29 protein-coding genes are annotated in these 25,007 nt (G+C 71.5%); 15 read left to right on the forward strand and 14 right to left on the reverse strand.

Going from position 1 to position 25,007, the window contains the following annotated elements:
- Nucleotides 1-57 precede the first annotated feature (57 nt).
- From DV20_RS04710 to DV20_RS04720, 3 genes are read right to left on the reverse strand one after another with little or no spacing between them, the layout of a single operon-like run.
- Nucleotides 58-561 (reverse strand): winged helix-turn-helix transcriptional regulator, encoded by a 504-nt coding sequence (locus DV20_RS04710; RefSeq protein ID WP_043776652.1) that lies wholly within the window; start codon nucleotides 559-561, stop codon nucleotides 58-60.
- A 32-nt stretch (nucleotides 562-593) separates the two neighbouring features.
- Nucleotides 594-1,169, reverse strand: coding sequence for a GNAT family N-acetyltransferase (locus DV20_RS04715; RefSeq protein WP_043776653.1), 576 nt, complete (start codon nucleotides 1,167-1,169; stop codon nucleotides 594-596).
- 10 nt (nucleotides 1,170-1,179) lie between these two features.
- Nucleotides 1,180-1,560 carry a cupin domain-containing protein gene (locus tag DV20_RS04720; RefSeq protein ID WP_407638316.1) on the reverse strand — a complete coding sequence of 127 codons (381 nt, stop codon included), beginning with the start codon at nucleotides 1,558-1,560 and terminating at the stop codon, nucleotides 1,180-1,182.
- Nucleotides 1,561-1,612: 52 nt separating this feature from the next.
- Here DV20_RS04720 and DV20_RS04725 point away from each other — a divergent pair, with 52 nt between their 5' ends.
- Nucleotides 1,613-2,578, forward strand: a complete 966-nt coding sequence (locus DV20_RS04725; protein WP_043776657.1) for a helix-turn-helix domain-containing protein — start codon at nucleotides 1,613-1,615, stop codon at nucleotides 2,576-2,578.
- Here the strand turns inward: DV20_RS04725 and DV20_RS04730 are convergent.
- A complete protein-coding gene (locus DV20_RS04730) occupies nucleotides 2,535-3,152 on the reverse strand; it encodes a TetR/AcrR family transcriptional regulator (protein ID WP_043776658.1) in 618 nt (205 codons plus the stop codon). The genes DV20_RS04725 and DV20_RS04730 overlap by 44 nt on opposite strands.
- Nucleotides 3,153-3,212: 60 nt before the next feature.
- Between DV20_RS04730 and DV20_RS04735 the strand changes: the two genes are divergently transcribed.
- From DV20_RS04735 to DV20_RS04755, 5 genes are all read left to right on the forward strand, one after another.
- Nucleotides 3,213-3,677 (forward strand): GNAT family N-acetyltransferase, encoded by a 465-nt coding sequence (locus DV20_RS04735; protein ID WP_043776659.1) that lies wholly within the window; start codon nucleotides 3,213-3,215, stop codon nucleotides 3,675-3,677.
- A 278-nt stretch (nucleotides 3,678-3,955) separates the two neighbouring features.
- A complete protein-coding gene (locus DV20_RS04740; RefSeq protein ID WP_043776660.1) occupies nucleotides 3,956-4,264 on the forward strand; it encodes a hypothetical protein in 309 nt (102 codons plus the stop codon).
- A 94-nt stretch (nucleotides 4,265-4,358) separates the two neighbouring features.
- Nucleotides 4,359-5,753, forward strand: a complete 1,395-nt coding sequence (locus DV20_RS04745) for an MDR family MFS transporter (RefSeq protein ID WP_043776661.1) — start codon at nucleotides 4,359-4,361, stop codon at nucleotides 5,751-5,753.
- A gap of 82 nt (nucleotides 5,754-5,835) precedes the next feature.
- Entirely contained in the window at nucleotides 5,836-7,329 is a 1,494-nt protein-coding gene (locus tag DV20_RS04750; RefSeq protein ID WP_043776662.1) for an alpha/beta hydrolase, read from the forward strand.
- Between the two features lie 98 nt (nucleotides 7,330-7,427).
- Nucleotides 7,428-8,663, forward strand: a complete 1,236-nt coding sequence (locus DV20_RS04755) for an HNH endonuclease signature motif containing protein (RefSeq protein WP_043776663.1) — start codon at nucleotides 7,428-7,430, stop codon at nucleotides 8,661-8,663.
- A gap of 269 nt (nucleotides 8,664-8,932) precedes the next feature.
- On the opposite strand, the gene DV20_RS04760 is transcribed toward DV20_RS04755, so the two are convergent.
- Complete coding sequence (locus DV20_RS04760) at nucleotides 8,933-9,103, reverse strand: hypothetical protein (RefSeq protein ID WP_235190704.1); 171 nt, start codon at nucleotides 9,101-9,103, stop codon at nucleotides 8,933-8,935.
- A gap of 175 nt (nucleotides 9,104-9,278) precedes the next feature.
- On the opposite strand from DV20_RS04760, the gene DV20_RS04765 reads away from it, so the two are divergent.
- On the forward strand, nucleotides 9,279-9,719 hold the full coding sequence (locus DV20_RS04765; RefSeq protein ID WP_043776666.1) for a GNAT family N-acetyltransferase: 441 nt from the start codon (nucleotides 9,279-9,281) through the stop codon (nucleotides 9,717-9,719).
- A 3-nt stretch (nucleotides 9,720-9,722) separates the two neighbouring features.
- Here DV20_RS04765 and DV20_RS04770 read toward each other — a convergent pair whose 3' ends face one another.
- Nucleotides 9,723-10,382, reverse strand: coding sequence for a hypothetical protein (locus tag DV20_RS04770; RefSeq protein WP_235190705.1), 660 nt, complete (start codon nucleotides 10,380-10,382; stop codon nucleotides 9,723-9,725).
- 352 nt (nucleotides 10,383-10,734) lie between these two features.
- On the opposite strand from DV20_RS04770, the gene DV20_RS04775 reads away from it, so the two are divergent.
- The gene (locus tag DV20_RS04775; RefSeq protein ID WP_043776669.1) at nucleotides 10,735-11,904 is read left to right on the forward strand and encodes a lytic transglycosylase domain-containing protein; all 1,170 of its coding nucleotides are present in this window, start codon (nucleotides 10,735-10,737) and stop codon (nucleotides 11,902-11,904) included.
- Entirely contained in the window at nucleotides 11,901-12,161 is a 261-nt protein-coding gene (locus DV20_RS04780; protein WP_235190706.1) for a hypothetical protein, read from the forward strand. Before DV20_RS04775 ends, DV20_RS04780 begins: the two co-directional genes overlap by 4 nt.
- Here DV20_RS04780 and DV20_RS04785 read toward each other — a convergent pair.
- Nucleotides 12,158-12,928: a TetR/AcrR family transcriptional regulator gene (locus DV20_RS04785; RefSeq protein ID WP_043776672.1), complete on the reverse strand. Its 771-nt coding sequence runs from the start codon at nucleotides 12,926-12,928 to the stop codon at nucleotides 12,158-12,160. The genes DV20_RS04780 and DV20_RS04785 overlap by 4 nt on opposite strands.
- A 60-nt stretch (nucleotides 12,929-12,988) precedes the next feature.
- Between DV20_RS04785 and DV20_RS04790 the strand changes: the two genes are divergently transcribed.
- Nucleotides 12,989-13,402, forward strand: coding sequence for a DnaJ family domain-containing protein (locus DV20_RS04790; RefSeq protein WP_043776674.1), 414 nt, complete (start codon nucleotides 12,989-12,991; stop codon nucleotides 13,400-13,402).
- Here the strand turns inward: DV20_RS04790 and yidC are convergent.
- Nucleotides 13,385-14,035 carry a membrane protein insertase YidC gene (yidC, locus tag DV20_RS04795; RefSeq protein WP_043776676.1) on the reverse strand — a complete coding sequence of 217 codons (651 nt, stop codon included), beginning with the start codon at nucleotides 14,033-14,035 and terminating at the stop codon, nucleotides 13,385-13,387. The two genes, DV20_RS04790 and yidC, sit on opposite strands and share 18 nt — an antisense overlap.
- Before the next feature lie 78 nt (nucleotides 14,036-14,113).
- Nucleotides 14,114-14,386, reverse strand: coding sequence for a DUF6412 domain-containing protein (locus DV20_RS04800; RefSeq protein WP_043776677.1), 273 nt, complete (start codon nucleotides 14,384-14,386; stop codon nucleotides 14,114-14,116).
- A gap of 72 nt (nucleotides 14,387-14,458) precedes the next feature.
- On the opposite strand from DV20_RS04800, the gene DV20_RS04805 reads away from it, so the two are divergent.
- The 4 genes from DV20_RS04805 (at nucleotide 14,459) to DV20_RS04820 (ending at nucleotide 19,680) form a co-directional block, all read left to right on the forward strand.
- Nucleotides 14,459-15,580, forward strand: coding sequence for a metallophosphoesterase (locus DV20_RS04805; protein ID WP_235190707.1), 1,122 nt, complete (start codon nucleotides 14,459-14,461; stop codon nucleotides 15,578-15,580).
- An 87-nt stretch (nucleotides 15,581-15,667) separates the two neighbouring features.
- Nucleotides 15,668-16,459: an alpha/beta fold hydrolase gene (locus tag DV20_RS04810; protein WP_043776681.1), complete on the forward strand. Its 792-nt coding sequence runs from the start codon at nucleotides 15,668-15,670 to the stop codon at nucleotides 16,457-16,459.
- Between the two features lie 47 nt (nucleotides 16,460-16,506).
- A complete protein-coding gene (locus tag DV20_RS04815; protein ID WP_152603625.1) occupies nucleotides 16,507-18,978 on the forward strand; it encodes a hypothetical protein in 2,472 nt (823 codons plus the stop codon).
- A gap of 54 nt (nucleotides 18,979-19,032) precedes the next feature.
- Nucleotides 19,033-19,680 carry an HAD family hydrolase gene (locus tag DV20_RS04820; RefSeq protein ID WP_043776685.1) on the forward strand — a complete coding sequence of 216 codons (648 nt, stop codon included), beginning with the start codon at nucleotides 19,033-19,035 and terminating at the stop codon, nucleotides 19,678-19,680.
- Here DV20_RS04820 and DV20_RS04825 read toward each other — a convergent pair.
- The gene (locus DV20_RS04825; RefSeq protein ID WP_043776686.1) at nucleotides 19,670-20,137 is read right to left on the reverse strand and encodes an NUDIX domain-containing protein; all 468 of its coding nucleotides are present in this window, start codon (nucleotides 20,135-20,137) and stop codon (nucleotides 19,670-19,672) included. The genes DV20_RS04820 and DV20_RS04825 overlap by 11 nt on opposite strands.
- Nucleotides 20,138-20,249: 112 nt before the next feature.
- Between DV20_RS04825 and DV20_RS04830 the strand changes: the two genes are divergently transcribed.
- Nucleotides 20,250-20,690 carry a DoxX family protein gene (locus DV20_RS04830; RefSeq protein WP_043776688.1) on the forward strand — a complete coding sequence of 147 codons (441 nt, stop codon included), beginning with the start codon at nucleotides 20,250-20,252 and terminating at the stop codon, nucleotides 20,688-20,690.
- A gap of 23 nt (nucleotides 20,691-20,713) precedes the next feature.
- Here DV20_RS04830 and DV20_RS04835 read toward each other — a convergent pair whose 3' ends face one another.
- From DV20_RS04835 to DV20_RS04850, 4 genes are read right to left on the reverse strand one after another with little or no spacing between them, the layout of a single operon-like run.
- A complete protein-coding gene (locus tag DV20_RS04835) occupies nucleotides 20,714-21,316 on the reverse strand; it encodes a GTP-binding protein (protein WP_004561734.1) in 603 nt (200 codons plus the stop codon).
- A complete protein-coding gene (locus DV20_RS04840) occupies nucleotides 21,297-21,668 on the reverse strand; it encodes a DUF742 domain-containing protein (RefSeq protein ID WP_004561733.1) in 372 nt (123 codons plus the stop codon). Before DV20_RS04840 ends, DV20_RS04835 begins: the two co-directional genes overlap by 20 nt.
- Nucleotides 21,665-22,081, reverse strand: a complete 417-nt coding sequence (locus tag DV20_RS04845) for a roadblock/LC7 domain-containing protein (protein ID WP_043776694.1) — start codon at nucleotides 22,079-22,081, stop codon at nucleotides 21,665-21,667. The genes DV20_RS04840 and DV20_RS04845 overlap by 4 nt, the downstream gene beginning before the upstream one ends.
- Nucleotides 22,081-24,624, reverse strand: a complete 2,544-nt coding sequence (locus DV20_RS04850) for a sensor histidine kinase (RefSeq protein WP_043776695.1) — start codon at nucleotides 24,622-24,624, stop codon at nucleotides 22,081-22,083. The genes DV20_RS04845 and DV20_RS04850 overlap by 1 nt, the downstream gene beginning before the upstream one ends.
- Nucleotides 24,625-25,007 lie beyond the last annotated feature (383 nt).

Consider the following 25,007-nt stretch of genomic DNA (forward strand, 5'->3'; position numbering starts at 1 on the left):
TCACCTTCCTGTCGGCTGCTGACCACGATAGTTGCGTAGATAGACTGACTCTGTCAATCACTCCTGCCGGGCGAAGCGCTCCTCGACGTCCGGCCGCTGCGCCAGCCGCGGCGGGAAACCGGGGCCGCGGCGCATCCGCGTGTCGTCCGGGGTCATCGGTTCCCCGCATTCGGCGCAGGTGATTTCGGCGTGCGTGTCGTGTCCGCAGGCGAGGTGGTGCACGGTGATCGGCGGGCCGGCCTCGGTGGCCAGCCACTTGTCACCCCAGCGGGTCATCGCGAGCAGCACCGGGTAGAAGTCGCGGCCCTTTTCGGTGAGCACGTAGTCGTAGCGCACCGGCTCGGTCTGGTAGGGCACCTTCTCCAGCAGCCCCTCGTCGACCAGCCGCTTGAGCCGGTCGGCGAGGGTGTTGCGCGCGATGCCGAGGGCCTGCTGGAACTCGTCGAAGCGGCGCACGCCGTAGAAGGCGTCCCGCAGCACCAGCGGGGTCCACCAGTCGCCGAGCAGATCCATGGTGCGCGCGATCGAGCACGGCCACTGCGCGAACGAGGTCCGTTTCATGCGGCCGAGCGTACGCCGTTCCTATGGAAGACTCAGCAGGTCAGGCGCATGACCACCCGGCGGGCGGTCGGACGGCTGACTTCGGTGAAGCCGGCGTCGGCGAAGATCCCGGTCGTGCCGACGAACAGTTCGCCGGGCCAGGCGAGCTTCTGCCCGGGCTCGACGACCAGCGGGTAGCCCTCGACGGCCCGCGCGCCCCGCTCACGAGCGAATTCCCCCGCCGCCTTCGCCAGGGCCGTGCTCACCCCTTGGCGCCGGAAGCCCTTGCGCGTGACGAAGCAGGTGACGGCCCAGACGCCGTCGTCCGCCTTGTCCTCGTCACGCCCGGCCCAGACCAGCCGGCTGGTCAGGAGACGGCGGTAGGCCGTGCGCGGTTCGACCGCGCACCAGCCGGCGGGCTCGCCGCCGAGGTAGGCGACGAGCCCGGTCGCGTGGTCGGCGGTCTGGGCCCGGAGCCGTTCGGCGCGTTCCTCGGCGGTCCCCGACCGCCACTCGGCGGGCGTGTCCTTGAAGTACTGGCACCGACAGCGGGCCGGATCGCCGCGGTCGCCGAAGATCGCCTGCAGATCCGCCCAGGACGCCTGGTCGACGGGTACGACAGTCAGCATTTCCCCGAGGTTAGACGAGGTGGCCCGTCGTGACGTCGACGTACTCGGGAACCTCGTCGTGCACATCGCCGACCGTGAGCGTGCCCGCCGGCTCGACGAGCAGCACGCTCGCCCCCGCCTTCGACGACGGCTTGTGGAACGTGCCCTTCGGAACCACGAAGACCTGCCCGCGGCCGAGCGTGACGACGCGTTCGTCCGGGTCGCGCAGGCCGATCTCGATCTCGCCGTCGAGCACCATGAAGAACTCGTCGGTGTTCTCGTGGACGTGCCAGACGTGCTCGCCGTCGAACCGGGCGAGCCGGATGTCGTAGTCGTTGACACGGGTGACGATGCGCGGGCTCCAGGCGGCGTCGAAGCTCGCGAGGACTTCGTTCAGGTCGATCGGGTTCATGCGGCCCATGGTCGTCCTGGCGTCCCCGGCCGGGGAGTGCTAGGAATCGCACATGCCGCAAGAATTCTCGCACCGGGTCGTCGCGATCGTCACCGAGGAGTCGAACCCGTTCGAGATGGGCGTGACGACCGAACTGTTCGGCCTCCGCCGCCCCGAACTCGACCGGCCGTGGTACGACTTCACGCTCTGCGCGGCGACGCCGTCGGTCCGGATGAACCTGGGCATGTTCACCCTGTCCGACGTGGCGGGCCTCGAAGCGGCGGACACGGCGGACACCCTGATCGTCCCGGCCCGCCCCAACACCGGCGTCCCGACGAACCCGGCGATCATCGAGGCGATCCGCCGGGCGTCCGACCGCGGCGCCCGCCTGGTCAGCTTCTGCACGGGAGCGCTCGCCCTCGCCGAAGCGGGCGTGCTGGACGGCCGCCGCGCGACGACGCACTGGCAGTGGGCGGCGTCGCTGGCCGAACGGTTCCCCCGCGTGCGCTGGGAACCGGACGTGCTGTTCATCGACGAGGGCACTGTCCTGACGGCGGCGGGCAGCGCGGCCTCCCTGGACCTGGGCCTGCACATCATCCACCGCGACCACGGCGCCGAAGTGGTCAACGCGGTGAGCCGCCGCCTGGTGTTCACCGGCCACCGCGACGGCGGCCAGCGCCAGTTCATCGCCCGCCCGGTCCCGGCGGTGCCCGAGACGTCCCTGGCGCCGGTCCTGGCGTGGGCGCTGGAGCGCCTGGACCAGCCGTTGACGGTGACGGACCTGGCCACGCGCGCGGCGACCAGTCCGGCCACGCTGCACCGGAAGTTCCGCGCGGAACTGGGCACGACGCCGCTGGCGTGGCTGACGACGGAACGGGTGACGCTGGCGTGCCGGCTGATCGAGCGCGGCGAGCTGCGGCTGGACCGGGTGGCCGCGTTGAGCGGTTTCGGCACGGCGGCGAACCTGCGCGCGCAGCTACGGCGTCACACGGGCCTCAGCCCGAGCGCCTACCGCCGCCGCTTCGGCCCGGCTGCGTGAGGTCGGCGAGCGCCTCCGCCAGCGCCGCCTGCTGCAACCGCGCCGGATAGGTCTGCGGGTCGGCCGCGGCCAGCACGTTCAGCCCCTCCACCAGCGCGACCAGGCTCTTCGTCGTCAGCTCCAGCCGCTCGTCCGTCCACTCCGGACGGCACGCCGCCACCAGGCGGCGGACGCGGGCCAGGAACGACCGGTTCGCCGCCCGGTGGCGTTCGGCCAGGTCGTCGTCGGCCAGGGCGGCGGCCAGGAAGCCCACCCAGATCCGGGACTCCTCGTGGTGGCCGTGCGGGAGGTCGACCGCCTGGCCGAGGACGGCCGCCAGCGCGCCGGACGGCTCGGCGCACGCCGCTTCCGCCGCGTCGGCGCGGACCGCCGTGCGTTCGTACAGCAGGTCGCGTGCGTGCAGCAGCAACGCCTTCTTCGTCGGGAACGCGTGCATCACCAGGCCGGTCGTGCAGCCGGCGCGCTCGGCGACCGCGCGCAGCGTCAGGCCCGGCAGGCCGTCGTCGGCGAGCACCTGCCAGGTCGCGTTCGACAGCAGTTCCCGCTGGGCCCGCACGTCCCGCTGCTTCGGCATGGCCCGGAAGCGTAACAGATGCTACGGTAACGCCTGTTACGGAAAAGGGGATGTGCCCTGATGATCGACTGCACGCTGACGATCACCCCGGTGGCCTGGGACGATCCCGACGCCGTCCGCCTGCGCGAAGCCCAGCGGACCGAGCTCGACGCCCGCTACGGCACCGACGACCACGAGCCCGGCGCGGTCCCCACCGCCGAGACCGTCGCCGTGTTCCTGCTCGCGCGCGACGCCGGCGGCACCGCCGTTGGCTGCGGCGGGCTGCGGCCGCTCGGTCCCGGTTCGGGCGAGGTCAAGCGCATGTACGTCGAGCCGGCGGCCCGTGGCACCGGCGTCGCGGTCGCCTTGCTGCGCGCCCTCGAAGACCACGCGCGGGACCTCGGCATCACGCGGCTGCTGCTGGAAACCGGCACCGGCCAGCCGGACGCGATCCGCTTCTACCAGCGCGAAGGCTACGAGCCGATCGAGGCGTACGGGCCCTACCGCGGCGAACCGCTGTCGCGCTGCTTCGCCCGCGATCTGTAAACCCGTCTATTTCGGACGACCTGCCCGGCTGCCGTGCACGCGCGGAGAACGAACGTGCATCCGCACGCCGATTGTGCACACGCTTTCCCGATCTCCGGAACGGTTGCTGGGAACCAATCCCCCCGGTAAGTTGGCGATCCCGGCGTTCGTCATCGGTCACCGGGGTTCGCGCTGCTCGGCGAAGCGGGGAGGCTGCCGCCGAGAGAGCGCTTTCCGGCGGTAGGGGTCGCCGCCGGGTGCAGGAGGGAAGCAGTGCCTTGGTGTTGCGGGGAACGGTCATGGCCGAGCACGTGACCGAGCCGTACGTGGTCGGGCTGGAAGCCATCGCGGGTGAGCTGCTGCGCGGCAAGTGGTGTGTCTACCTGCACGAATGGCTCGGCGACGACCTCGATCTGCCCGGCTGGCAAGCCGAAGTGGCCGCCCAGGCCGAACGCGCCGGCGTCGAGGTGTGCTTCGTCGAGATCCCGCGCAAGGACATGACGCTGGTCGCGAACGTCCGCGCGTTGCCGAGCTTCGAGCAGGTCACCGAATCCGTCGCGGCGCTCGAGCACTACCGGGAAAGCCACGGCCGCCGGTCGGTCATGTGACACGAGAGCGCGGAGAGTCACCAGCGTCCTGATCGGACATTTCCCCGGCGGCGAGGTTGACTTCAAGCTTCCTCGAGCTTTTACCGTCGGAGCCATGACCGATCTCCGCACCGCCCTGCCGCCGATCCCGCGCACCGTCTGGATCGCCTCCGGAGTGATGGCCCTCGGCGGCTTCCTGGGCAACATGGACGCTTCGATCGTCGCCGTCGGGCTCGAGTCGATGCGCGACAGTCTCGGCGTCGCCCTCGTCGACATCCAGTGGGTCGCGACGGCGTACTTGCTGGGCCTTTCCGCCGCACTCCCGCTCACCCCGTGGCTCGGGCGCAGGTTCGGCGCCGGACGGCTGTGGCTCGGCGCGCTCGCCGCGTTCCTGCTGACGTCGGTGGCGTGCGCGCTCGCCCCGGACGCGGGCACGCTGATCGGCGTCCGGGCCGGGCAAGGCATGGCCGCCGGTGTCATGGTCACGGCCGGGCAGACCGTGATCGGGCTGGCCGTCGGCCCCGAACGGCTGGGTCGCACGATGGGGACGCTCGCACTCGTGGTCGGGCTCGCACCGGTCGTCGGGCCGAGCGTCGGCGGGTTCCTGCTCGTGCACTTCTCCTGGCCGGTGCTGTTCTGGCTGAACCTCCCGATCGGGCTGCTCGCCTTCGGCCTGGCGCTGCGGTACGTGCCGCGCGGCGACCGGGAGCAGCCGCCGCCGATGGACTGGCGCGGCCTGGCCATGGTGTCGCTCGGCCTGCCGCTGCTGGTGTACGCGCTCACCGAGCTCGCCACACCCGGCTCGCTCGACATCGTGCTCGCGGCCGTCGGCGCCGCCGCGATGGGGTTGTTCACGTGGTGGTCGCTGCGCACCCCGCACCCGGTGCTGCGGCTGCGGCTCGCCGCGCGGCCGGTGATGGGCGCGGCGCTCGCGTCCGTGCTGCTCGGCGGCGCCGGGATGTTCGGCGCAGTCTTGCTGCTGCCGCTGTGGTTCCAGGTCCGGCTCGGCGCCGGGCCCGCCGAGGCCGGCGTCATGCTGGCGCCGATGGGACTGGCCACGGCGGTGTTCGTGTTCGTCGCCGGGCGGGCGACCGACCGCTACGGCGGTGGCACCGTCGCGCTCACCGGGTCACTGGTCGTGCTGGCGAGCACCGTGCCGCTCCCGTGGCTCGGCCCGGATTCGCCGGGGTGGCTGATCCAGGCCCTGCTCCTGGTCCGCGGCGCCGGCATCGGGTTGTCGATCATCCCCGCGTCGACGGCGGCGTACGCGTCGGTCGGCGCCGCCGACCTCGGTCACGCCACGGCGTTGGTGAACATCGTGATGCGCGTGGGCGGCGCGCTCGGCGGTGCCCTGTGCGTGATCGTGCTGTCCCAGGGCCTGAGCGTGGGGCCGGCCACCGGGTTCGGCTGGGCGTTCGGCGTGCTGGCGGTGCTGTGCGTGCTGGGCGCGGCGGCCACGGCCTGGCTCCGGTGGGCCGAGCGATCGTCCACAGTGGTCACGACGGTGTGATTCACCTGGGAAGCTGGCGTGATCACCGGATCGGTGATTTTATGGAGCCGATCGAGCACTGTCGGTGATGGGGAGGACTGGCATGGCGAGGGTGACCCAGCGGCTGCTGACGGCCGCGGCGGTGACAGCGGTACTGGGCAGCGTGCTGGCGGCCACGCCCGCTTCGGCGGCGGAATCCGTCGACTGGCAGCCGTGCGCCGACGCACCCGGCGTCGACTGCGGCACGGTGACCGTGCCGGTGGACTGGGCGCACCCGGACGGGGGCACGACGACCGTCGCGCTCGCCCGGCGCAAGGCCACCGACCCCCAGGCCCGGATCGGCTCGGTCCTGATGGACCCGGGCGGCCCCGGCGGCTCGGGCACCGATGGCGTCAAGACCGGCTGGTCGCTCTCGCCCGAGATCACCCGGCGCTTCGACACCGTGGGGTTCGACCCGCGCGGCGTCGGCGCCAGCACCCGGATCTCCTGCGGGCTCGAGGAACTGATCGCCGACCACCCGCGCGTGCCCCGCAACCAGGCGGAGTTCGAGCAGCTCGCGGCGTACAACCGCAGGCTCGGCGAGAGCTGCAACCGCATCTCCGGGCCGCTGGGGCAGTTCGGCGACACGAAGAGCGTCGCGCGGGACATGGACGCGATCCGCGTCGCGCTCGGCGAGCGGAAACTGACGTACTACGGCGTTTCCTACGGCACGCTGATGGGCCAGCAGTACGCGGAACTGTTCCCGGACAAGGTCCGCGCGCTGGTGCTGGACTCCAACATGGACCACTCGCAGTTCACCGCGGCCGAGTTCCTTCTCAGCGAAACGCGGTCGGTGCAGGCGGAGTTCGGCGAGTTCGTCGCTTGGTGCGCCCGGACGCCGAACTGCGCGTTGCACGGCCGCGACGTCTCCAAGCTGACCCGTGAGCTGCAGGACAAGGCCGCACGCGGGGAATTGAAGGACCCGCGCAGCGAGGAGCTGATCGAGCCACTGGACCTGGCGTCGATCTTCCAGGGCAATTTCTACGGCCCGAGCTGGGACAGGCTGGCGACGACGCTCAAGCTCCTGGCGGACGGCACGGCCCCGGCGGCATCGGCGAAGCTGCGCGACGACATCCCGATCAACTACGTGTTCCAGAGCGTGTTCTGCGACGACTGGCGGATGCCGGTGCACAGCTTCGCCGAGCTGGAGACCTACCGCCGGGTGGCCGCGGCGTTCGCCCCGGACGTCAAGGTCAACTCCCTGGGCTGGACGGCGATCACCGGCTGCATCGGCTGGCCGAACAAGACGAGCAACCCCCAGCGCCCGCCGCGGATCCACGGCGCACCCCCGCTGCTCCTGCTGAGCAGCCGCCACGACCCGGCGACGCCGTACGCGTGGTCGCAGGCGGTGGCTCGGCAGACGGGCAGCACCCTGCTCACTTACGACGGGTGGGGCCATGGGGCGTATTCCAAGAACAGTTCCTGCGTGACGCGGGCGACGGACGACTATTTGATTTCGGGCAAGCTGCCGGCCCCGGGAACACATTGCGCGGCGGTCGAACCGGTGGCGTCGTCGATGGCGTCGGTGGCCGGACCTCCTGTGGTGAACGGATTCTGACGGTTTGCTGTTGGTGCTGTTCTGGGGTGCGGACAGTTGCTGGGATTCGTACCCTTTCGAGTGGTGAACTGGTGTTCGATGGTCGGTAGCTTGGAGGTATGACCAGCACCGCAGCCCACCCCTCCTCCGCCGAGGCGGTCGCTCTTGCCGACCGCATCGGGGAGTTGCTTGCGTGCATGCGTTCTGCTGAAGCCGAACTCGGTGCCCTGCTGGTGGAAATCGAACAGCGCGGAGTCATGGAGCTGTTCGGGTATCGCTCTGCCGCCCGGTTGCTGGAACACCTCGGCGATGTCCCCAAGCCCGCGGCCGAACGGCTCGTGCGACGTGCCCGCTTGCTGAATCCTGGCCGTAATCTTGACGGCACCCCGATTCCCGCGTTGGCCCCGGCCATCGGCGCCGCCGCTCGCGCGGGACGGTTGAGCAACCCGATGATCGATGTGATCACCGGTGTTCTCGCTGAGGTGCCCTGCGAGCATCGCGACAGCGCCGAGGCCAACCTGCTGACCTTCGCTGCCGAGGCTGGGCATAAGCAGGTCGCCGCTCTCGGCGCTCGCATTCTCGCTCACCTGGTTCCGGATGGTGCGGAGCCCGACGACACCGAACCCGTGATCCCGCCCCGGGAGTTGTTCCTGCGCCGGAAAAGATCCGGGGTGTGGGAGCTGAACGGCCGATTCGACGATGAGACCGGCACCCGGGCCAGCGCCCTGTTGGATGCGCTGGCTGAACGTCGCAGCAGCGATGATGGCCCGGACCACCGCTCCCTGCCGCAGCGCTACGGTGACGCGTTCTCCGACGCGATGGATCTGGCGCTCAACTCACCGGATCTGCCGATGCAGGCCGGGGAACGCGCTCACGTGATGGTCGCGGTATCCCTGCAGGACCTGAAGTCCGGGGTTGGCAAAGCCACCCTCGGCGACACTGGGGAGATGTCCGCGGCCGAAGCGCGGGTTCATGCCTGCGACGCCATGATCATCCCCGCAGTGCTGGGCGACAAAAGCGAACCGCTCAACCTGGGCCGGTTTCGCCGCCTGATTTCCGCCGGACTCCGCCGAGCGTTGTTCCTGCGCGACCGCGGCTGCGCCTTCCCTGGCTGTCATCGTCCACCACGCCACTGCCAAGGCCACCACATCCGGCACTGGGCCGACGGCGGTCCCACGGATCTGGGCAACCTGGTGCTGATGTGTGCCCACCACCATCGGCTGCTGCACCGCTCCGGCTGGGAAGTCCGCATCGCAGCCGACGGCCTACCCGAGTTTCTGCCACCGGTTTTCATCGACAAACGCCGAAAACCCCGACGCAACAACCTCCACGAACCCCTGCCCTTCGCAGCCTGAACACAGGGACAGGCCCGCAGCCACACGGCTACGGGCCTACACCCACATCACCTCAAGCCGACGCACCGCATCCCAGGTCCTCACTCAACCACCCCTGCGGACGCACCAGACGAGCCACCGGTAGCAAAAACCAGCCCGCGGCACCGCTCCAGCTGGGAAGTCGGCTCACCGCTGCTGTCCACGGAACGCAGCCGGCCGAGAACTCGCCACCGTGAGTAGGCAAAGTTCCACTCAGGCCACCAAGATCACCGAACCCCGCCGCAACCGAGCTAGCGCGACCTGCGCCGCCACAGGCCGGTGACGGCCGCCAGTGCGCGGGCGCCCGGGGAGCGGACCTGCGTCGCTGCTTCCGGGCCGATTCGGCGGCGCATGCGGTAAGCCAGTTCCAGCACCTCGAGATCCTCGGGGCGGCGACGGCCGTGGACATCCGGCCGCAGCATCAGCTCGCCCACCGTCACGGGCCTGCCACTGGCACGGTGCGCCGTGCGCGCCATCAAGAACCTCCGCTGCTGCCTTCGCCGACCGGGCTCCGCGATTCTATGAATTTGATTCGGGTTCGTCACCTTACTCGTGAGTTGTGTCCGGTGCGTGTCCCCTGCGCGTTAGCCTCGGACCATGATCACCGTGGGGGGCCTCACCGAAGACGACCGCGCTGCCTGGGAAAACCTCTTCGCCGGCTACAACACCTTCTATGGCCGAACCCTCGCGCCGGAACTCGTGGACCGGGCCTGGCGGGAGTTCTCCCGCGGGGAACGGCTGCACGCGCTCGGTGCCCGGGTCGATGGTGCGCTCGTCGGCATCGCCCACTTCTTCACGCACGTCAGCACCACCTCGGCCGACGTCTGCTACCTGCAGGACCTCTTCACCGACGCCGAGGTCCGCGGGCGCGGGGCCGGCCGGGCGCTGATCGAAGCCGTCGCCGGGTGGGCGCGGGCGCGGGGGTGCGTGCGCGTCTACTGGCACACCCACACCTCGAACACCGCCGCGCGGCGGCTCTACGACCAGGTTGCCGTCGACAAGGGCTTCATGCAGTACCAAATCCCGCTCGACGCCTGACCCTCAGCGGCGGTGGCGGCCTCCGCCGGCGCAGGCGTGGTGGCCTCCGGACGGGACACCCGCGGGGCGGCGGCCGGCCGACATCGACGGCCAGTCCGGGGTTCCCGGGCGGCCGGGCGACCAGACCGGGATGTCCGGGACCTCGTGGCGCACCGGCGGCTTCGGTTGCGCCTTCAGGGGTGTCTTCACCTTGTCGGCGATCTTCACCGCGCGGGCGAGGGTCCCGCGGTGGCCGGCCGGACCGGCGGATTTCGGTTTCGCGTCGCCGGTGGAAGGGGAAATCCCGGCCGGTGGGGCGGGCGGCGTTGCGGATTCCGGAGGCGGCGTGCCGTACTGGGCCGGGGGCACCACGACGTCCGCCGGCAGCGGCACCAGGGCCACCGCCGGGGGTTCCAAGCCGGGCGGGGGCCAGGTCGTGGCCACGTCGCGGGGAGACGGCATCGACACCGCCGCGCTCACCCCACCCGTCAGGGCCAGGGCTCCGGCGACCACGGACAACACCCGCAACCGCGTCAGGGACCGCAGGACCTGCGGTTTCTCGCGGTGACGCGCCCGCGGGAGCACGAGCGTGTCCTCGTCGCGGTACCGGTCGCGCGGTGCGTCGGACCGGACCAGCAGCTCGGCGACGGTGACCTGCTCTCGGCGCGGAGCCCTACGTGCCATCAAACCCTCCACCCGGGCCGTCCGGACGGGCGGCAACGCGTCCGGACGGCCGATCATAGGAACGGTTCAAGTCCGTGTAAAGACTCGCTCGCCCGAGCCGGCCGCACCGTCCGGGCCCGTGTCCTGCCGGGCAAAACCGGCCGCGGCAGCCCGTTAAGTCCTGGTGAATCTGACAGATTTCCTACGAAGGTTTTGTGCCATCCAGACGAACTTCTCGCTGACGGGAAGATTCGGCTGTGGCATTCGCCAAAGTTTGCTTCCATCGGATAGCTTGCTCCTACCGGTCAGTACCGGTGGGTGCGGCCGATCGGGTGAGGCGATCAGCGATAGATCGAGGGAAGCGGGGACGACCATGCCCAAGCACCGGCCACGTCGCAAGGGCGCGCGTTCGGTCCGGCGGACCGCTGCCGCGCTCGCGGGTGGGGCGCTCGTCGTGCTGCCCACGCTGACCACGGGTCTGCCGGCGCCGGTCGTGGTGGCCAACACCGGGGACAGCCTGCCGGACCAGGCCGTCGCCGCTGCCCCGCAGCAGCCGAACATCGTCATGCCGCCGATCGCGGTCGACGGCAGCCTGCCCCAGCCGCCGCTGCCCGAACCGCTGGTCGTGCCCGGCGGGCGGGCCGGCTCCGCGGGCATCTCCGGGTCGCTCGGCATCCCCGGGAGCATGCTCAGGGCCTACAAGAACGCCGCGGACATCCTCGGCAAGGAACAGCCGAACTGCCACCTCGACTGGGCGCTGATCGCCAGCATCGGCCGGATCGAGTCGAACCACGGCCGCGGCGGGTACGTCAACGCCGTCGGCGACACGCTGGAGCCGATCCTCGGCCCGGTGCTCAACGGCGCCGGCCCGTTCGCCGCGATCCGGGACACCGACGGCGGCAAGTACGACGGTGACATCGTGTGGGACCGCGCGGTGGGTCCGATGCAGTTCATCCCGTCGACGTGGCGCGGCTACGCCTCCGACGGCAACGGCGACGGCGTGTCGAACCCGAACAACATCTACGACGAAGCGCTGGCCACCGCGCGCTACCTGTGCTCGGGCGGCCTGGATCTCTCCACCGACGCGGGACAGCGCATCGCGGTGCGCCGCTACAACAACTCGCAGTCCTATGTGGACACTGTGCTGGCGTGGGCCACGGCCTACCGCGGCGGAGTGGCCCAGCTGCCCGACAGCCAGGTGCCGATCGGCGCGCCCGACGCCCCGGACGCCGCCGCGGCCGGGTCCCCGGTCGGTGTCCCGGCACCGCCGGCGCCGGTCGTCACGCCGCCGGGCACGACGCCGCCCGGCACGTCGACGACGCCCACCACGCCGACGTCCACGACCCCGGCCTCCACCACGCCGACGTCGACCACCCCGGCGTCCCCGGATCCGACCACGCCGCCGCCGTCGTCGGACCCGACCACGCCGCCGCCGGCGACGACCAGCACCACCCCGCCGCCTTCGTCGACGGCGGCGGCCGACACCCCGGCCGGCTCGACGGACGCGCCGACCGAACCGACCTCGACCAGTTCGGCCGGATGAGCCGGGTGGAGCCGTTCCTGGTGCACATCCGCTGCGACACCGACGGCTACACCCACGCCGTCACCGAGGACGAGTTCGCGACGGGACGGCACGAAGGGCGGTTCCGCGCGGTGTGCGGGCACGTCGTGCTCGCGGCGCCGATGATCGAGGAGCCCGGCCGGTTCGACCCGGTCTGCCGGGACGTCCTGCGGGCGGAGCCGGCGGCCGAGGTGCCCCGCCAGGAGCGCCGCCGGCCGCGGTGGCGCAGCCGGCGCTAGTCCACCATGGCCTGGATGCCGTCGAGCATCCGGTTCAGGCCGAACTCGTACGCCGCGTCGCCCTGCGCCTTGGCGCTTTCGTCGAAGCCGCCGCCGAGCCAGATGCGGTTCATCGCCGGGTGCGCGTCGACGACGAAGTAGTTCTCCCAGAACGAAGACCGCTGGTGCCACCACGCCTCGGTCGACTGGCCGGTGCTGCGCTCCAGCCGGGTGTTCTCCGCGTCGAGCGCGGCGTTCGCGTCGACGTAGGTGCCGATCCCGTTGGCCGCCGCGACAGCCTGCCGCGGCGGCAGCCCCAGCGCGTCCATGATCGACAGCAGGTACTCCTGGCCCGCCAGCTGGCCGGGGCCCAGCGGCGGCCGGACGCGCGAAACCTCGCACAGCCACGGGTGGTCGCGGTAGGCCCGCCGGGTGCGCTCGGCGTAGAGCGCCACCTGCTCGCGCCAGTCCCCGCGGCGTGGCTCGCCCGGCCCGGGCAGCCGCCGCTCGACGAGCACGTCGTCGACCATCAGGTCCACCAGCTCGGCCTTGCCGGGCACGTAGGTGTAGAGCGTCATCGTGCCGGCGCCGAGCTCCTTGGCGACGCGGTGCATCGACGCGGCGGCGAGCCCGTCGGCGTCCGCGACCGCGATCGCGGCGGCGACGATCCGCTCGATCGTCAGCGTCGGGCGGCGGCCCCTGGTCGGTTCGGCGGTGCCGCCGCGGGTGCGCCAGAGCAGCGCCAGCGTCCGGTCGACGTCCTCGGCGCCCGTGCGTTCGACGGTCATGCGGTCCCCTCGCTCGTCGATCGGACATTACCCTGGAGGACGGACGGAGGGGGTGAGGAGATGACCCGGCGCAAACCACCCAAGGTGTCTTTCCGCTGGTGGGTCGATCGGCAGATCGACGAAGCCCGGGCGCGCGGCGAGTTCGACGACCTGCCCGGCACCGGCAAACCGCTGCCCAAGCCCACCGGCAACGACGCCGCGACCGACTGGGTGCTGCGCGAAGTCCGCAAGGGCGGGCACGACACGAAGGCCCTGCTGCCGCCGGCGCTCGCGCTCAAGCGCGAAGTCCAGGACCTGCCGGTGACGCTCGCCGCCGAGCGGACCGAACGGCGGGTGCGGGAGGTCGTCGAGGAGCTCAACGAGCGGATCCGCCGGGCCTACCTCAACCACCACACCGGCCCGCCGCTGACGGTCGCGTTGGTCGACGCCGAAGAGGCGGTCGAGGAGTGGCGGCGTTCACGAGCCGCGTCGTAGCAGCGCCCGTTCCGCGACGGTCCACGCGGTCGTAGTGAGCAGGTAGATCCCGGCGGCCTGCGGCACGACCAGTGTCGCGAGCACGGTGCCGTACGGCAGGAACCGCAGCAGCTTCCCGCCCGGCGCCTCGGCGGCGGCGGCGGCCGGTTGCCGGCGCACCGAGAACCACGCCACGACGGCGAGCCCGGCGGCGATCACGAACACGAGCGGGCTGCCGGCCAGGCCGTGCGCGCCCAGCGGCGTCCCGAGCAGCGTCGCGCCGAGCAGCGAGTTGGGTTCGCCGCCGATCGTGGCCGTGGTGAACAGCCGGTACATGACCATGAAGAACGGCAGCTGCAGCAGCAGCGGCAGGCAGCCGGCGAACAGCGAATTCCCGGACTCCTGCTGCAGCTTCGTCAGCTCCGCGGCCAGCCGGTCGCGGTCGCGGCCGTGCTTGTCCTTCAGGGCCTGGATCTCCGGCAGCAGAGCGGCCCGGGCGCGCTCGCCGCGGGCCGCCGACCGGGCGAGCGGGTGCAGCAGCAGCCGCACGCCGAGGGTGAAGACGACGATGGCCAGGCCCGTCGAGAGCGGGCCGGTGAGGGCGTGGATCAGGTGGTACGCGCCTTCGACGGGCACGTCGAGAAAGCCGAACATGGGCAGCACTCCGCTTGAACAAGACGGGCATGAGTGGAAGGGGTGGAGGTGAGCGGAATGGCTGCGTCGAAGCGGTTCCTACGCAGCCGTGCTGCGGGAACCGGGTGCTCGGGGTCTGCTGCGACCGGGCCGGCCGGGGTCGCGGAGCCGGATCGACTCGGCGAGCCGGGCCCGGCGGCGCAACGCCGTGGCGCGGCTGCGGACCGGCACCGACCACAACGCCAGTTCGCGGCGGTGCGTGCTGCCGACGAGCAGCACGATCAGCAGGCCGGCGGCGGCGAGGGAGGCGAAGGCGACCAGCGCCGTCGGACCGGTCAGGGCGGGGAACGCCAGCTCCAGCAACGTGGTCACGGCGGCGCCCCCTTCCTTCCCCCACCAGAGTAGCGAAAACGCTAACAGCCCGATGGGCTGTAATCTGGTTCGATGAGAGGCCAACTAGTCGTCGTGCCGCTTCTGGCGCTGCTTCTGCTGTTCACCGTCCCCTGGTGGACGCTGGTGCTCGCGCCGGACTGGGGCACCGCGGGCACGATCGCCGGCACCGCGCTGTTCGCGCTGGGCCTGGTGACCATGCCGGTCGCCATGGTCCGCGGCCACGGGCGACGCCAGCGCGACGGCGCCGCCCGCCTCGGCGACTCGCTGCTCGCCGTCATCTGGGTGCTGTTCAGCTGGTCGATCCTGAGCCTGGTGCTGCGGGTCGCGCTGCTCGGCGTCGACGATCCGGCGCGGTCGCGGATCGTCGCGGGCGCGACCGCGCTGGTCGCCGCCGGGCTGCTCGTGCACGGCAACCGCGTCGCCATGCGCGTGCCGCCGGTGAAGGCCGTCGACGTCGTCATCCCGCGGCTCGGGCCGGGGCTCGACGGCCTGCGCGTCGCCGTGCTGACCGACACCCACTTCGGGCCGATCGACCGGACGAAGTGGTCGGAGGACGTCGTCGCGGCGGTCAACGCGCTCGAGGCGGACGTCGTCTGCCACGCCGGCGACCTCGCCGACGGCGCGGTGGCCAAGCGCCGTAAGCAGGTCGACCCGCTCGGCGGCGTCCAGGCCGGGCTCGGCCGGTTCTACATCACCGGCAACCACGAGTACTTCGGCGAGGCCCAGGCGTGGCTCGACCACATGGAAGGCCTCGGCTGGGACATCCTGCACAACCGTTCGACGCTGCTCGAGCGCGGCGGCGACCGGATCCTCTTCGCCGGCATCGACGACCCGACCGGCACGACGTCCGGTCTGCCCGGCCACGGCCCCGACCTGGCCGCGGCGCTCGCCGACCGGCCCGATGGCGTCCCGGTGGTGTTGCTGGCCCACCAGCCGAAGCAGGTCCGCCAGGCCCGCGAGGCCGGCGTCGACCTGCAGATCTCCGGGCACACGCACGGCGGGCAGATCTGGCCGTTCCACCTGCTGGTCCGGTTCGACCAGCCGACGCTGTCCGGCCTGACCCGGCACGGCGGGACGCAGCTGTACAACAGCCGCGGCACGGGGTTCTGGGGCCCGCCGTTCCGGATCTTCGCCCCCAGCGAGATCACGCTCCTGACCTTGCGTTCGGCCTGACGTTCCCCTCCCGGCCACTCCGGCCGCTCACCACCGACAAATTTTTTTGTCTTGACAGACCGATGCGTCGGCAGTCAGGCTGTCCGCATGACGACGACAACCTCGGCCGACGGCACCCGGATCGCCTACACCCGCACCGGGTCCGGCCCCGCGCTCGTCCTCGTGGACGGTGCGATGTGCTACCGCGGCTCATCCCCCAACGACGCGCTGGCGAAGGAACTGGCCGCGCACTTCACCGTGTACACCTACGACCGCCGGGGCCGGGGCGAGAGCGGCGACACCGGGCCGTACGCGGTCGAGCGCGAGGTCGAGGACCTCGCCGCGGTCGCCGAGGAGGCGGGCGGCGAGACGTTCCTGTTCGGCATTTCCTCCGGCGTCGCCCTGGCCCTCGCGGCGGCGCCGAGCCTCCCGGTCCGGAAGCTGGCGCTGTACGAGCCGCCGTTCATCGTGGACGGCAGCCGTCCCCGCGTCCCGGAGGACTACGTGGCCCGGCTCGGGCAAGCGCTGAAGGAGGACAAGCGCGGCAAGGCGGTCAAGCTGTTCATGACCGAAGGCGTCGGCCTGAGCGGCACGATGGTGGCGCTGATGCGGATCATGCCCTTCTGGGCCAAGCTCAAGCGGGTGGCCCACACTATCCCGTACGACACGGCGATGGTGATCGACCACCAGGCGGGCCGTCCGCTGCCGGCGGCCTGGCCGGAGGTGAAGGTCCCGGCGCTGGTGATCGACGGCGGCCGCAGCCCGGACTGGATGCGCAACGGCGTGGCCTCGCTGGCGAAGGTGCTGCCGTCGGCGGAGTACCGGACGCTGCCGGGGCAGACGCACATCGTGAAGGCGCCGGCGCTGGCCCCGGTGCTGACGGAGTTCTTCCTCGCCTGAGCAGCCCTTGTACCGGTTTTGTACGCCCACGCCCGACCGTGGCGGCCATGAGACGATTACTGTCCGCCGCCCTCGCCGCCACGGTGGCCACCGGATTGCTCGCCGCCGCCGCGCCGGCGGGCGCGGCCGAACTGCGGATCCCCAACGGCGGGTTCGACCAGGGGCTGACCGGCTGGAGCGGGTCGCACAGTCCCGGCGGCTTCACGGCCGTGACGTGGGACGGGCGCACCGCGGCGCGCGTGGACGACACTTCCCCGGACAACGCCTACGGCCGCGAGAGCCAGCCCGGGCTGCCCGCGACCGCCGGTGTCCGGTACACCGCCTACGCCCCGGTCTGGACCGAGAGCGGCGCGGCCGACCTCTACCTGCGGTTCCGTGACGCCGCCGGGCAGCTGCTCGGCAGCGTGACCGGTGGTTCGGTCTCCGGCCGCAAGTGGACCACCGCCACGGCTTCGGGGACGGCGCCCGCGGGCACCGCCAGTGTCTCGGCGCTCGTCTACTCCGGCGTCGGCAACGTCGGCACCGCGTACTGGGACGAGGTGGTGATCGGCAAGGACCGCACCGATCTCGGCGTGCAGCTGGAAAGCAGCGTCCCCAACGCCACCACCTTCGCCGGCGGCAAGGCCTACGCGGTCTACACCGGCACCGCCGACAGCAACCCGCAGCTGGCCGTCATCGACGTCGCCACCGAAAAGGTCACCTCGAAGCTCACCTTCCCGGACACCGCCGACACCCCGACGGTCGGCGGCTGGGCCGCCACCACGGCCACCGACGGCAGCGTCTACCTCGGCACCTACCCCAACTCCAAGCTGTACCGCCACGTGCCGGGCACCACCACGCTGACCGACCTCGGCCGCGCCGAGGGCGGGTACTCCTTCATCTGGGACCTCGAAGCCGGCGCGAACGGCAAGGTCTACGGCGGCACCTACAACGACGGCCGCTACTTCAAGTACGACAACGGCGCGTTCACCACCATCGGCGCGACGCCGATCGTCGCCGGCGCGGAGTACGTGCGCAGCATCGCCCACGACCCGGCCGCCAACGCGACCTACCTCGGCACCGGGACGAACGCCTCGCTGGTGCGCTACGACAACGTCACCGGGCGGACCGACAGCCTGCTGCCCGCCGAGTACGCGCACAACTCCATGGTGGGCGGCCTGACCTGGACCGGCGGCCGGCTGTTCGCGTGGTTCGACCGGACACTGCTCGTGCTGCAGGTCGTCAAGAACGCCGACGGCTCGTACCGCTCGGTCGTGGACGCGGCGATCACCGACACCGACCTGCACCACTCCCCGGCCGCGGACGGCAAGGTCTGGTTCACCAAGGACGGGCTGCTGCAGTCCTACGACATCGCCACGAAAGCCGTGCAGCCCACGGCCGTCCGGCCCGATCTCGACGTCACCGGCTACAGCTGGGAGAACGGGACCCTCGTCGGTCTCGGCGCGGCGCCGGACGGCACCCGGATCTTCAAGTACGCCCCGGCGACCGGCGCGTCGAGCACCCGGCTCGTGACCGGCACCCCCGTGCTGCCCGCCGCGATCAACGCGCTCGGCACCGGCCCGGACGGCAAGATCTACACCGGCGGCTACCTCACCGGCGGCACCGGTGCCTACGACCCGCTGCACGGCGACACCGACGAGAACCACCCGGACACGAAGACCCTCACCGGCCTCAACCAGACCGACAGCCTGCTGGCCCACGACGGGAAGCTCTACATCGGCGTCTACCCCTCGGCCCGGCTGTACAGCTACGAGCCGGGCGGCGCGTGGCCGCCGAAGCTGCAGTACACCGGTGGCGCCGCGGGCGACAAGGCCGCCGACTGCCGCGCGGGCGAGGGCCCGCCGCCGCAGGACCGCCCGTACGCGCTGGCCGGCGGCCCCGACGGCACCGTCTACATGGGAACCGTGCCGAAGTACGGGAAGCGCAGCGGCGCGCTGAGCGTCTGGAAGGACGGCACGCCGGGCCGGACCGTCTGCGTCGTCCCCGGCCAGGCGGTGGTCTCCCTGGCCTTCGCGGGCGGCAAGGTCTTCGGCGGCACGTCGACGCGCGGCGCACTGGGTGTCAACCCGGTGTTCGCGCCGGACGCCTCGGCCGAAGTGTTCTCCTACGACCCGGCGAACGGCGCCGTGACGCGGTACGCGCTGCCCCTGACCGCGCCCCGGGCCGTCACCGCCCTGACCGAGGTGGACGGGCAGGTGTGGGGCCTGTCCGGCGGCTCACTGCTCACCTTCGACCCGGCCGCGCCCTCGGCGATGAAGACGCAGCGCCTGTTCGCCGACCCGGACTACGCCGCGAAGTCGACGATGGCCTGGCGCGACGGCGTGCTGCTGACGGTGCCCAAGGACCCGGACCACGTCTACGGCACGCAGGGCGACCGGATCTTCAAGATCGACAAGGCCACGAAGGCGGTCACGGTCCTGCTGACCGAATCGGGCGTCGAGGACCTGACGGCCGACCGCTTCGGCGACCTGTACTACAAGATCGGTGAACGCCTGCACCGGCTGACCGTCCACCCGTAGGACCTCGTCACAACTCCCTTGCCCGGTCGATCACCGACCGGGCAGGGTGCAGGCGTGCCCACCCGCGCCCTGGTCTTCGACTTCGACGGCACCCTCGCCGACACCGAGTCCGCCGTCCTGCAGTCCTGGCAGGAAGTCTTCCGCGAACACGGCACCGAACTGCCGCTGGACGCCTGGTACGCCGTCATCGGGACCCACCGGACGACGCCCGCCATGTTCGCCCTGCTCGCCGAGCACGTCCCCGGCATCGACCCGGAGGCGCTGCGGCCCCGGACGCGGGCACACGTCCTCCGGCTGCTGGAGGACCTCGGACCGCGTGAAGGCGTGCTCGGCTACCTGGAAACCGCGCGCGAGCACGGCATCAGGCTGGCCGTCGCCTCCAGCTCGTCCGGGGCCTGGGTGAACCCGCACCTCGAACGGCTCGGGATCGACCACTACTTCGACGCCGTCCTCACCGGGGACCGCCACAAGGCCAAGCCCGACCCGGACCTCTACCTCGCCGCTCTCGAAGCACTCGGCACCGGGGCGGCCGAGGCCATCGCCTTCGAGGACACCCCGCACGGCGTCACCTCGGCCAAGGCCGCCGGCCTGACCTGCGTCGCCGTACCGAACGCGATCACCCGGAACCTCGACTTCGGGCAGGCGGACGTCGTGCTGCCGTCGTTCACCGCCAAGCCGCTGGAAGCCCTGCTCAGCCGCTGACCAGCGCCAGCAGCCGGTCCAGGAACGGCAGCTGACCCTTCACCAGCTTCTCCCGGGCGGCCTCGAGCGGGAACCACTCGACCCGGTCCACCTCGGGGAACTCCTGCTGACGGCCCGAGCGCGGCGGCCACTCCATGGTGAACGTCCCGGGCACCACCGCGGCCGGGTCGAGGTCGGCCTCGACCGCCCACGCCGTCACGACCTTGCCGCCGGACTGCTTCACCACGCCCAGCTCGACGTACTCGCCGTCGGGCGCGGGCAGGCCCAGCTCCTCCTCGAACTCCCGCCGGGCCGCCGCCTCCGGGGACTCGTCCGGGTCGAGCTCGCCCTTGGGTAGCGACCACGCGCCCGCGTCCTTCTTCGCCCAGAACGGCCCGCCCATGTGGCCCAGCAGCACCTCGACGTCGTCACCGCGGCCCCGGTAGAGCAGGAGCCCGGCACTTTGTTTGCCCGCCATGGACACAGTCTCCCGAAACTCTTCCAAGATTTTTCCGCGAGGGTGTCGATCCGGCCGGGGCCCGCTCGACGCGTAGGCAGAAGGCAAGCGGAACCCAGGGAAGGAACCCACCATGACCGCCACCATCGCCCGCGAAACCCGGACCACCGCCACCCCGGCCACGACCAAGGTCACCGGGCTGGTCGTCGGCGCGAGCCGGATCGTGATCTCGTTCCTGTTCGGCTTCCACGGCCTGCAGGGATTCGGCTTCTTCGGCGGGATCGACGGCCAGGGCGGCGGCGTGCCGTTCGGCTCCTGGCCCGGCTGGTGGGGCAGCCTGCTGGAGCTCGCCGGCGCCGTCCTGCTGCTGGTCGGGCTGGCCAGCCGGCCCGCCGCGATCCTGCTCTCCGGCGTGATGGCCTACGCCTACTTCACCGTGCACGCCCCGATGGGCCTGCTGCCGCTGCAGAACATGGGCGAGCCGTCGGCGGTCTACTCGTGGGTCTTCCTGCTGTTCGCCGCGATCGGCCCGGGCCGGTTCGCGCTCGACAACCTGATCAAGCGCCGTCGCTGAGGAGCAGACCGAGCGCGGTCCGGCTAGTAGCCGCCCTGGGCGGCCGCGAGGTCGGACCGCGCCATCACGTGTTCCATCAGACTGGTCAACACCTGCTTGGTCGACTCGCGCTCGCGGGCGTCGCACAGCAGCAGCGGGACGTCCATGCCGACGTCGAGCGCCTGCCGGACCTCCTCCGTGCCGTAGCGGTACGCGCCGTCGAAGCAGTTGACGCCGACGACGAACGGCAGGTTGCGGCGCTCGAAAAAGTCCACCGCGGCGAAGCAGCTGTCGAGCCGCCGGGTGTCCGCCAGCACGACGGCGCCGAGCGCGCCCTCCGCCAGCTCGTCCCACATGAACCAGAACCGGTCCTGCCCCGGCGTGCCGAACAGGTAGAGGATCAGGTCCGGGTTGATCGTGATGCGGCCGAAGTCGAGCGCGACCGTCGTGGTGGTCTTCTGCTCGACACCGGAGAGGTCGTCGACCCCCTCGGACGCGGTGGTGATGACCTCCTCGGTCCGCAGTGGCGGCACTTCGCTCACCGAACCGACCATCGTGGTCTTGCCGACCCCGAACCCGCCGGCGATGAGTACCTTGACCGCGGTCGCGGTCAGGTTCCGCCGGGGGTCAGAGTTTCCGGATGCCATCAAGAACCGCCTGCAATACGTGTCGGTTGGGAGTTTCCTGGACCGGTGCCGCGGTACGGAACAGCACCAGGTTCTGCTCGATGAGGTCGCTGAGCATCACCTTCACCACGGGCAGCGGGAGATCGACCCGGGCGGCCACCTCGGCCACCGAGACCGGCCGCTGGCACAAGGCGATGATGCGCGCGTACTCCGGTTCGAGCATTCCTGCTTCGTGCGCGGTGCGCAGCGCGACCACCAGCGTGATGAGGTCGAGCCCGAGCGTGTCCGACCGGGTGCGGCCACCGGTGACCGCGTAGGACCGGACCAGCGGGCCGGCCTCGTCGTCGAACCAGGCTTCGTGCCGTGCGCTCATGGCGCGGTGGGCTGCGCGCCGGCGGTCCGCGGGGCGGAGGTGAGCACCTGCCCGACCCGCTTCACCATCAGGTTCATCTCGTACGCGACCAGCCCCATGTCCGCGTCTTCACGGGCCAGCAGGGCGAGGCAGGCGCCTCGCCCGGCCGCCGTCACGAACAGGAACGCGTGGTCCATCTCGACCATCGTCTGGCGGACGTTGCCGCCGCCGAAGTGCCGCCCGGTGCCGCGGGCCAGGCTCTGGAACGCCGAAGCCACCGCGGACAGGTGTTCGGCGTCCTCCTCCGAGAGGTTGCCCGACCTCCCGATGAGCAGGCCGTCCGAGGACAGCACCACCGCCCGGTCCGCCCCGGCGACCCGCTTGACGAGGTCGTCCAGCAGCCAGTCGAGCTCGTGGGCGCCTGAGTTGACCATTACTCGCGCTCTCCGTACCTGTCGTCGTTCTCGGGAAACTCTTCGTCACGGGCCCGCCGGGTGCCTTGCTGGAAGGCGGACAGCCTGCTGCGGGCGACTTCCGGCGAGTCCAGCCGGACCTCTTCGCGTTCCTGTGCGGGCTTATCTTCCCGCAGCTGGGGCACGAGGTTCTGCTGGCGTCGCCGTTGGGGCAGCGGCGGGCGGCCCGGGGCCTCCGGGCGGCGCGGCTGCTGCGGGCGGCTCTCGGGCGTCGCCGCGGCCCGCGGCTCCTGCGGCGGCCACACCGGCTGCTGCGCGGCCGGCCGCGCCGGGCGCGAGGTCCGGTTCGGCGGGGCGGGCGGGCGGACCGCGGCCACCGGCTGGGCCTGGGTCGGCTGGCTCACCGGCTCCGGCACGGAGCCGACCGGGACCGGCGTCGGCGCGGACGGCGTGCGCTCCGGGACCGGCGGCGGGACGGTGACCGGCGGGACGGCCGCGGGCGGCACGGGTGCCGGCGGCGGGGTCACGGCGGCGGGGGCCGTCACGGGCGAAACCGGCGGCTCGGTGCGGTGCCGGGCCGGGCGGCGGACCGGCCGCTTGAGCGGCGCGACCTCGTCGTTGGCCGCGGTCTCCGGCTCGGCCGGGTTCGGGACCAGCTCCGGCTTCGGCGGGGTGATCGGCTGCTCCGGCTCGAGGTCCGCGAGCGGGGCCAGCAGGTCGGTGCGCACCAGCACGATGGCCCGGGTGCCGCCGTAGGCCGACTCCCGCAGGTGCACCTGGATGCCGTGCCGCGCGGCCAGCCGCGCGACCACGAACAGGCCGAGGCGCGGCTCGTCCGACAGCGCCATGATCCCGAAGTCCGGCGGGTCGGCCAGCATCGCGTTGATCTCTTCGGTCTGGTCCGGCTCGAGCCCGAGACCCTGGTCCTCGACCTCGATCACGACACCCTTGCCGACCACGTTGCCGCGGATCTCGACCCGCGACTGCGGCGGCGAGAACGCCGTCGCGTTGTCGATGAGCTCGGCGAGCAGGTGCACGAGGTCGCCGACGACCGGGCCGCGGATGGCGATCTGCGGCAGCACGGCCGTCTTGACCCGGGCGAAGTCCTCGGTCTCGGCGGACGCGCCGCGGACCAGCTCGGCCAGCCCGACCGGGTTGCGCCACTGACGGCCCGGCTGCCCGCCGCCGAGGATGATCAGGTTCTCCGCGTTGCGGCGGGCGCGGGTGGAGAGGTGGTCGAGCTGGAACAGCGTGTCCAGCTGGTCCGGGTCCTCCTGCTTGCGCTCGGCCTGGTCGAGCACCTTGAGCTGGCGGTGCACGATGACCTGGCTGCGGTGGGCGATGTTGAGGAACACCGTCTTGGTGCCCTCCTTGGTCTTCGCCTCCTCGATGGCGGCCGCGATGGCGGTCTGCTGCGCCTTGTTGAAGGCGTCGGCGACCTGGCCGATCTCGTCGGTGCCGTGGTCGAGGAAGTGACCACCCTCTTCGAGGTCGACGGGCTCGCCCGCCTGGACCCGGGCGACCAGTTCGGGCAGCCGGACCTCGGCCGCGTCGAGGGTGTCCTCGCGCAGCCGGTGCAGCCGGCCGATGAGCCGGTTCGACAGCCGGACGGCGACGAAGACCACGAAGACCGCGAACAGGACCGCGACCACACCGGCGATCAGGGACTCGGTGAACGTCGAGTCCGCGTCGTTGATCGCGGCCTGGCTGGCGTTCGAGCTCTGCAGGATGAAGATGCCCATCAGCGCGTCGCCGACCTGGCGGGCCGCGGCTCGCCACTGGTCCTGCGGCACCGGCAGCTTCGAGAGGTCACCGCGCAGGAACGCGGTCTCGACCTGGGTCACGGCCTGCCACGGCTGGCTGGCCAGCAGCTGGTCGTACTTCGCCTTGACCTCGGGGATCATCTTCGGCGCCGACGCGTCGAGCTGGGCGTGGTAGGCGCCGACCTGGCCGACGTAGGCGCGGAAGTCGTCGTTCGACAGACCGCCCGCGGCCAGCCCGGCGGCGGCGAGCGCGTCACTGCGCTGCATCGCGTCGGCCGCGGTGAACAGCGGGATGGCGGTCAGCCGGTCGTAGGCGTTCTGCGCGCCGCGCGCTTTCTGCGCGAGCCCGGCGACGCCGTCGGTGAACTGGTCGAACAGCTTGTTGTAGTAGGCGAACGCCTGGCCGATCTGCAGCTGGCCGCTGTCGACCGCCTGGCGCGTCTGCGGCAGCTGCTGGAAGAGCCCGAAGAACGTGGCGATGTTCTTCTGCACGCTCGGCGGGGTGTCGTCGTAGTCCGCGAAGTTCTCGCGGAGGTTCTCGATCTCCTTGGCGGCGGTCGCGTCCGTCTTCGGACGGACGGCCGCGAGCACGGCCCGCTGGTTGCTCTGCCCGGCCAGCAGGCTCAGGGTCGCCTGGCGCTCCTGCTGCAGCGCGGCGAAGAAGGGGATCGCGGGGGCTTCCGAGTTCCGGATCCGGCTGGTGTAATCACGAGCGGTGACCGCGTCGTAGATGAGGTAGCCCGCGAGGGCCACCCCGACCAGCAGCAGGGCCACACTGGGGATGAGCGCGATCGTGAGCACGCGCTTCCGAATCGAGGATCCCCGGTTGCGTCGAAGAGAAATCTGCTTCACCTGGGTCCGTTTTCCTTCCGGCAGTACATGGTTTCGGGTCGCCCGAGGCGGTCAACACCCGGATTCCGACCAGCCGGATCAACATCACCGTGGTCTGCTTCGCCCGCGACGACGTTAGGCAGCCCTCCAGGGCGCGTCAAGTCCGTGGCGAGAACGTGATCTTGGATCGGTGACCCGTCCACACTCGCTGCCTGCGCTTGGAAAGTCCACCACCGTAAGTCGTGACCTTCGTCGCAGGCCGACTTTCGTCCCCTGTACGGAAGTGAGCAGGGGGAAGCGCTCCCGGACCCGCCGCGCGTCCGGCCGGCACCCTCTACGTACGACAGCATCGA

The sequence above is a fragment of the Amycolatopsis rifamycinica genome (assembly GCF_000695625.1).
GTDB lineage: Bacteria > Actinomycetota > Actinomycetes > Mycobacteriales > Pseudonocardiaceae > Amycolatopsis > Amycolatopsis rifamycinica.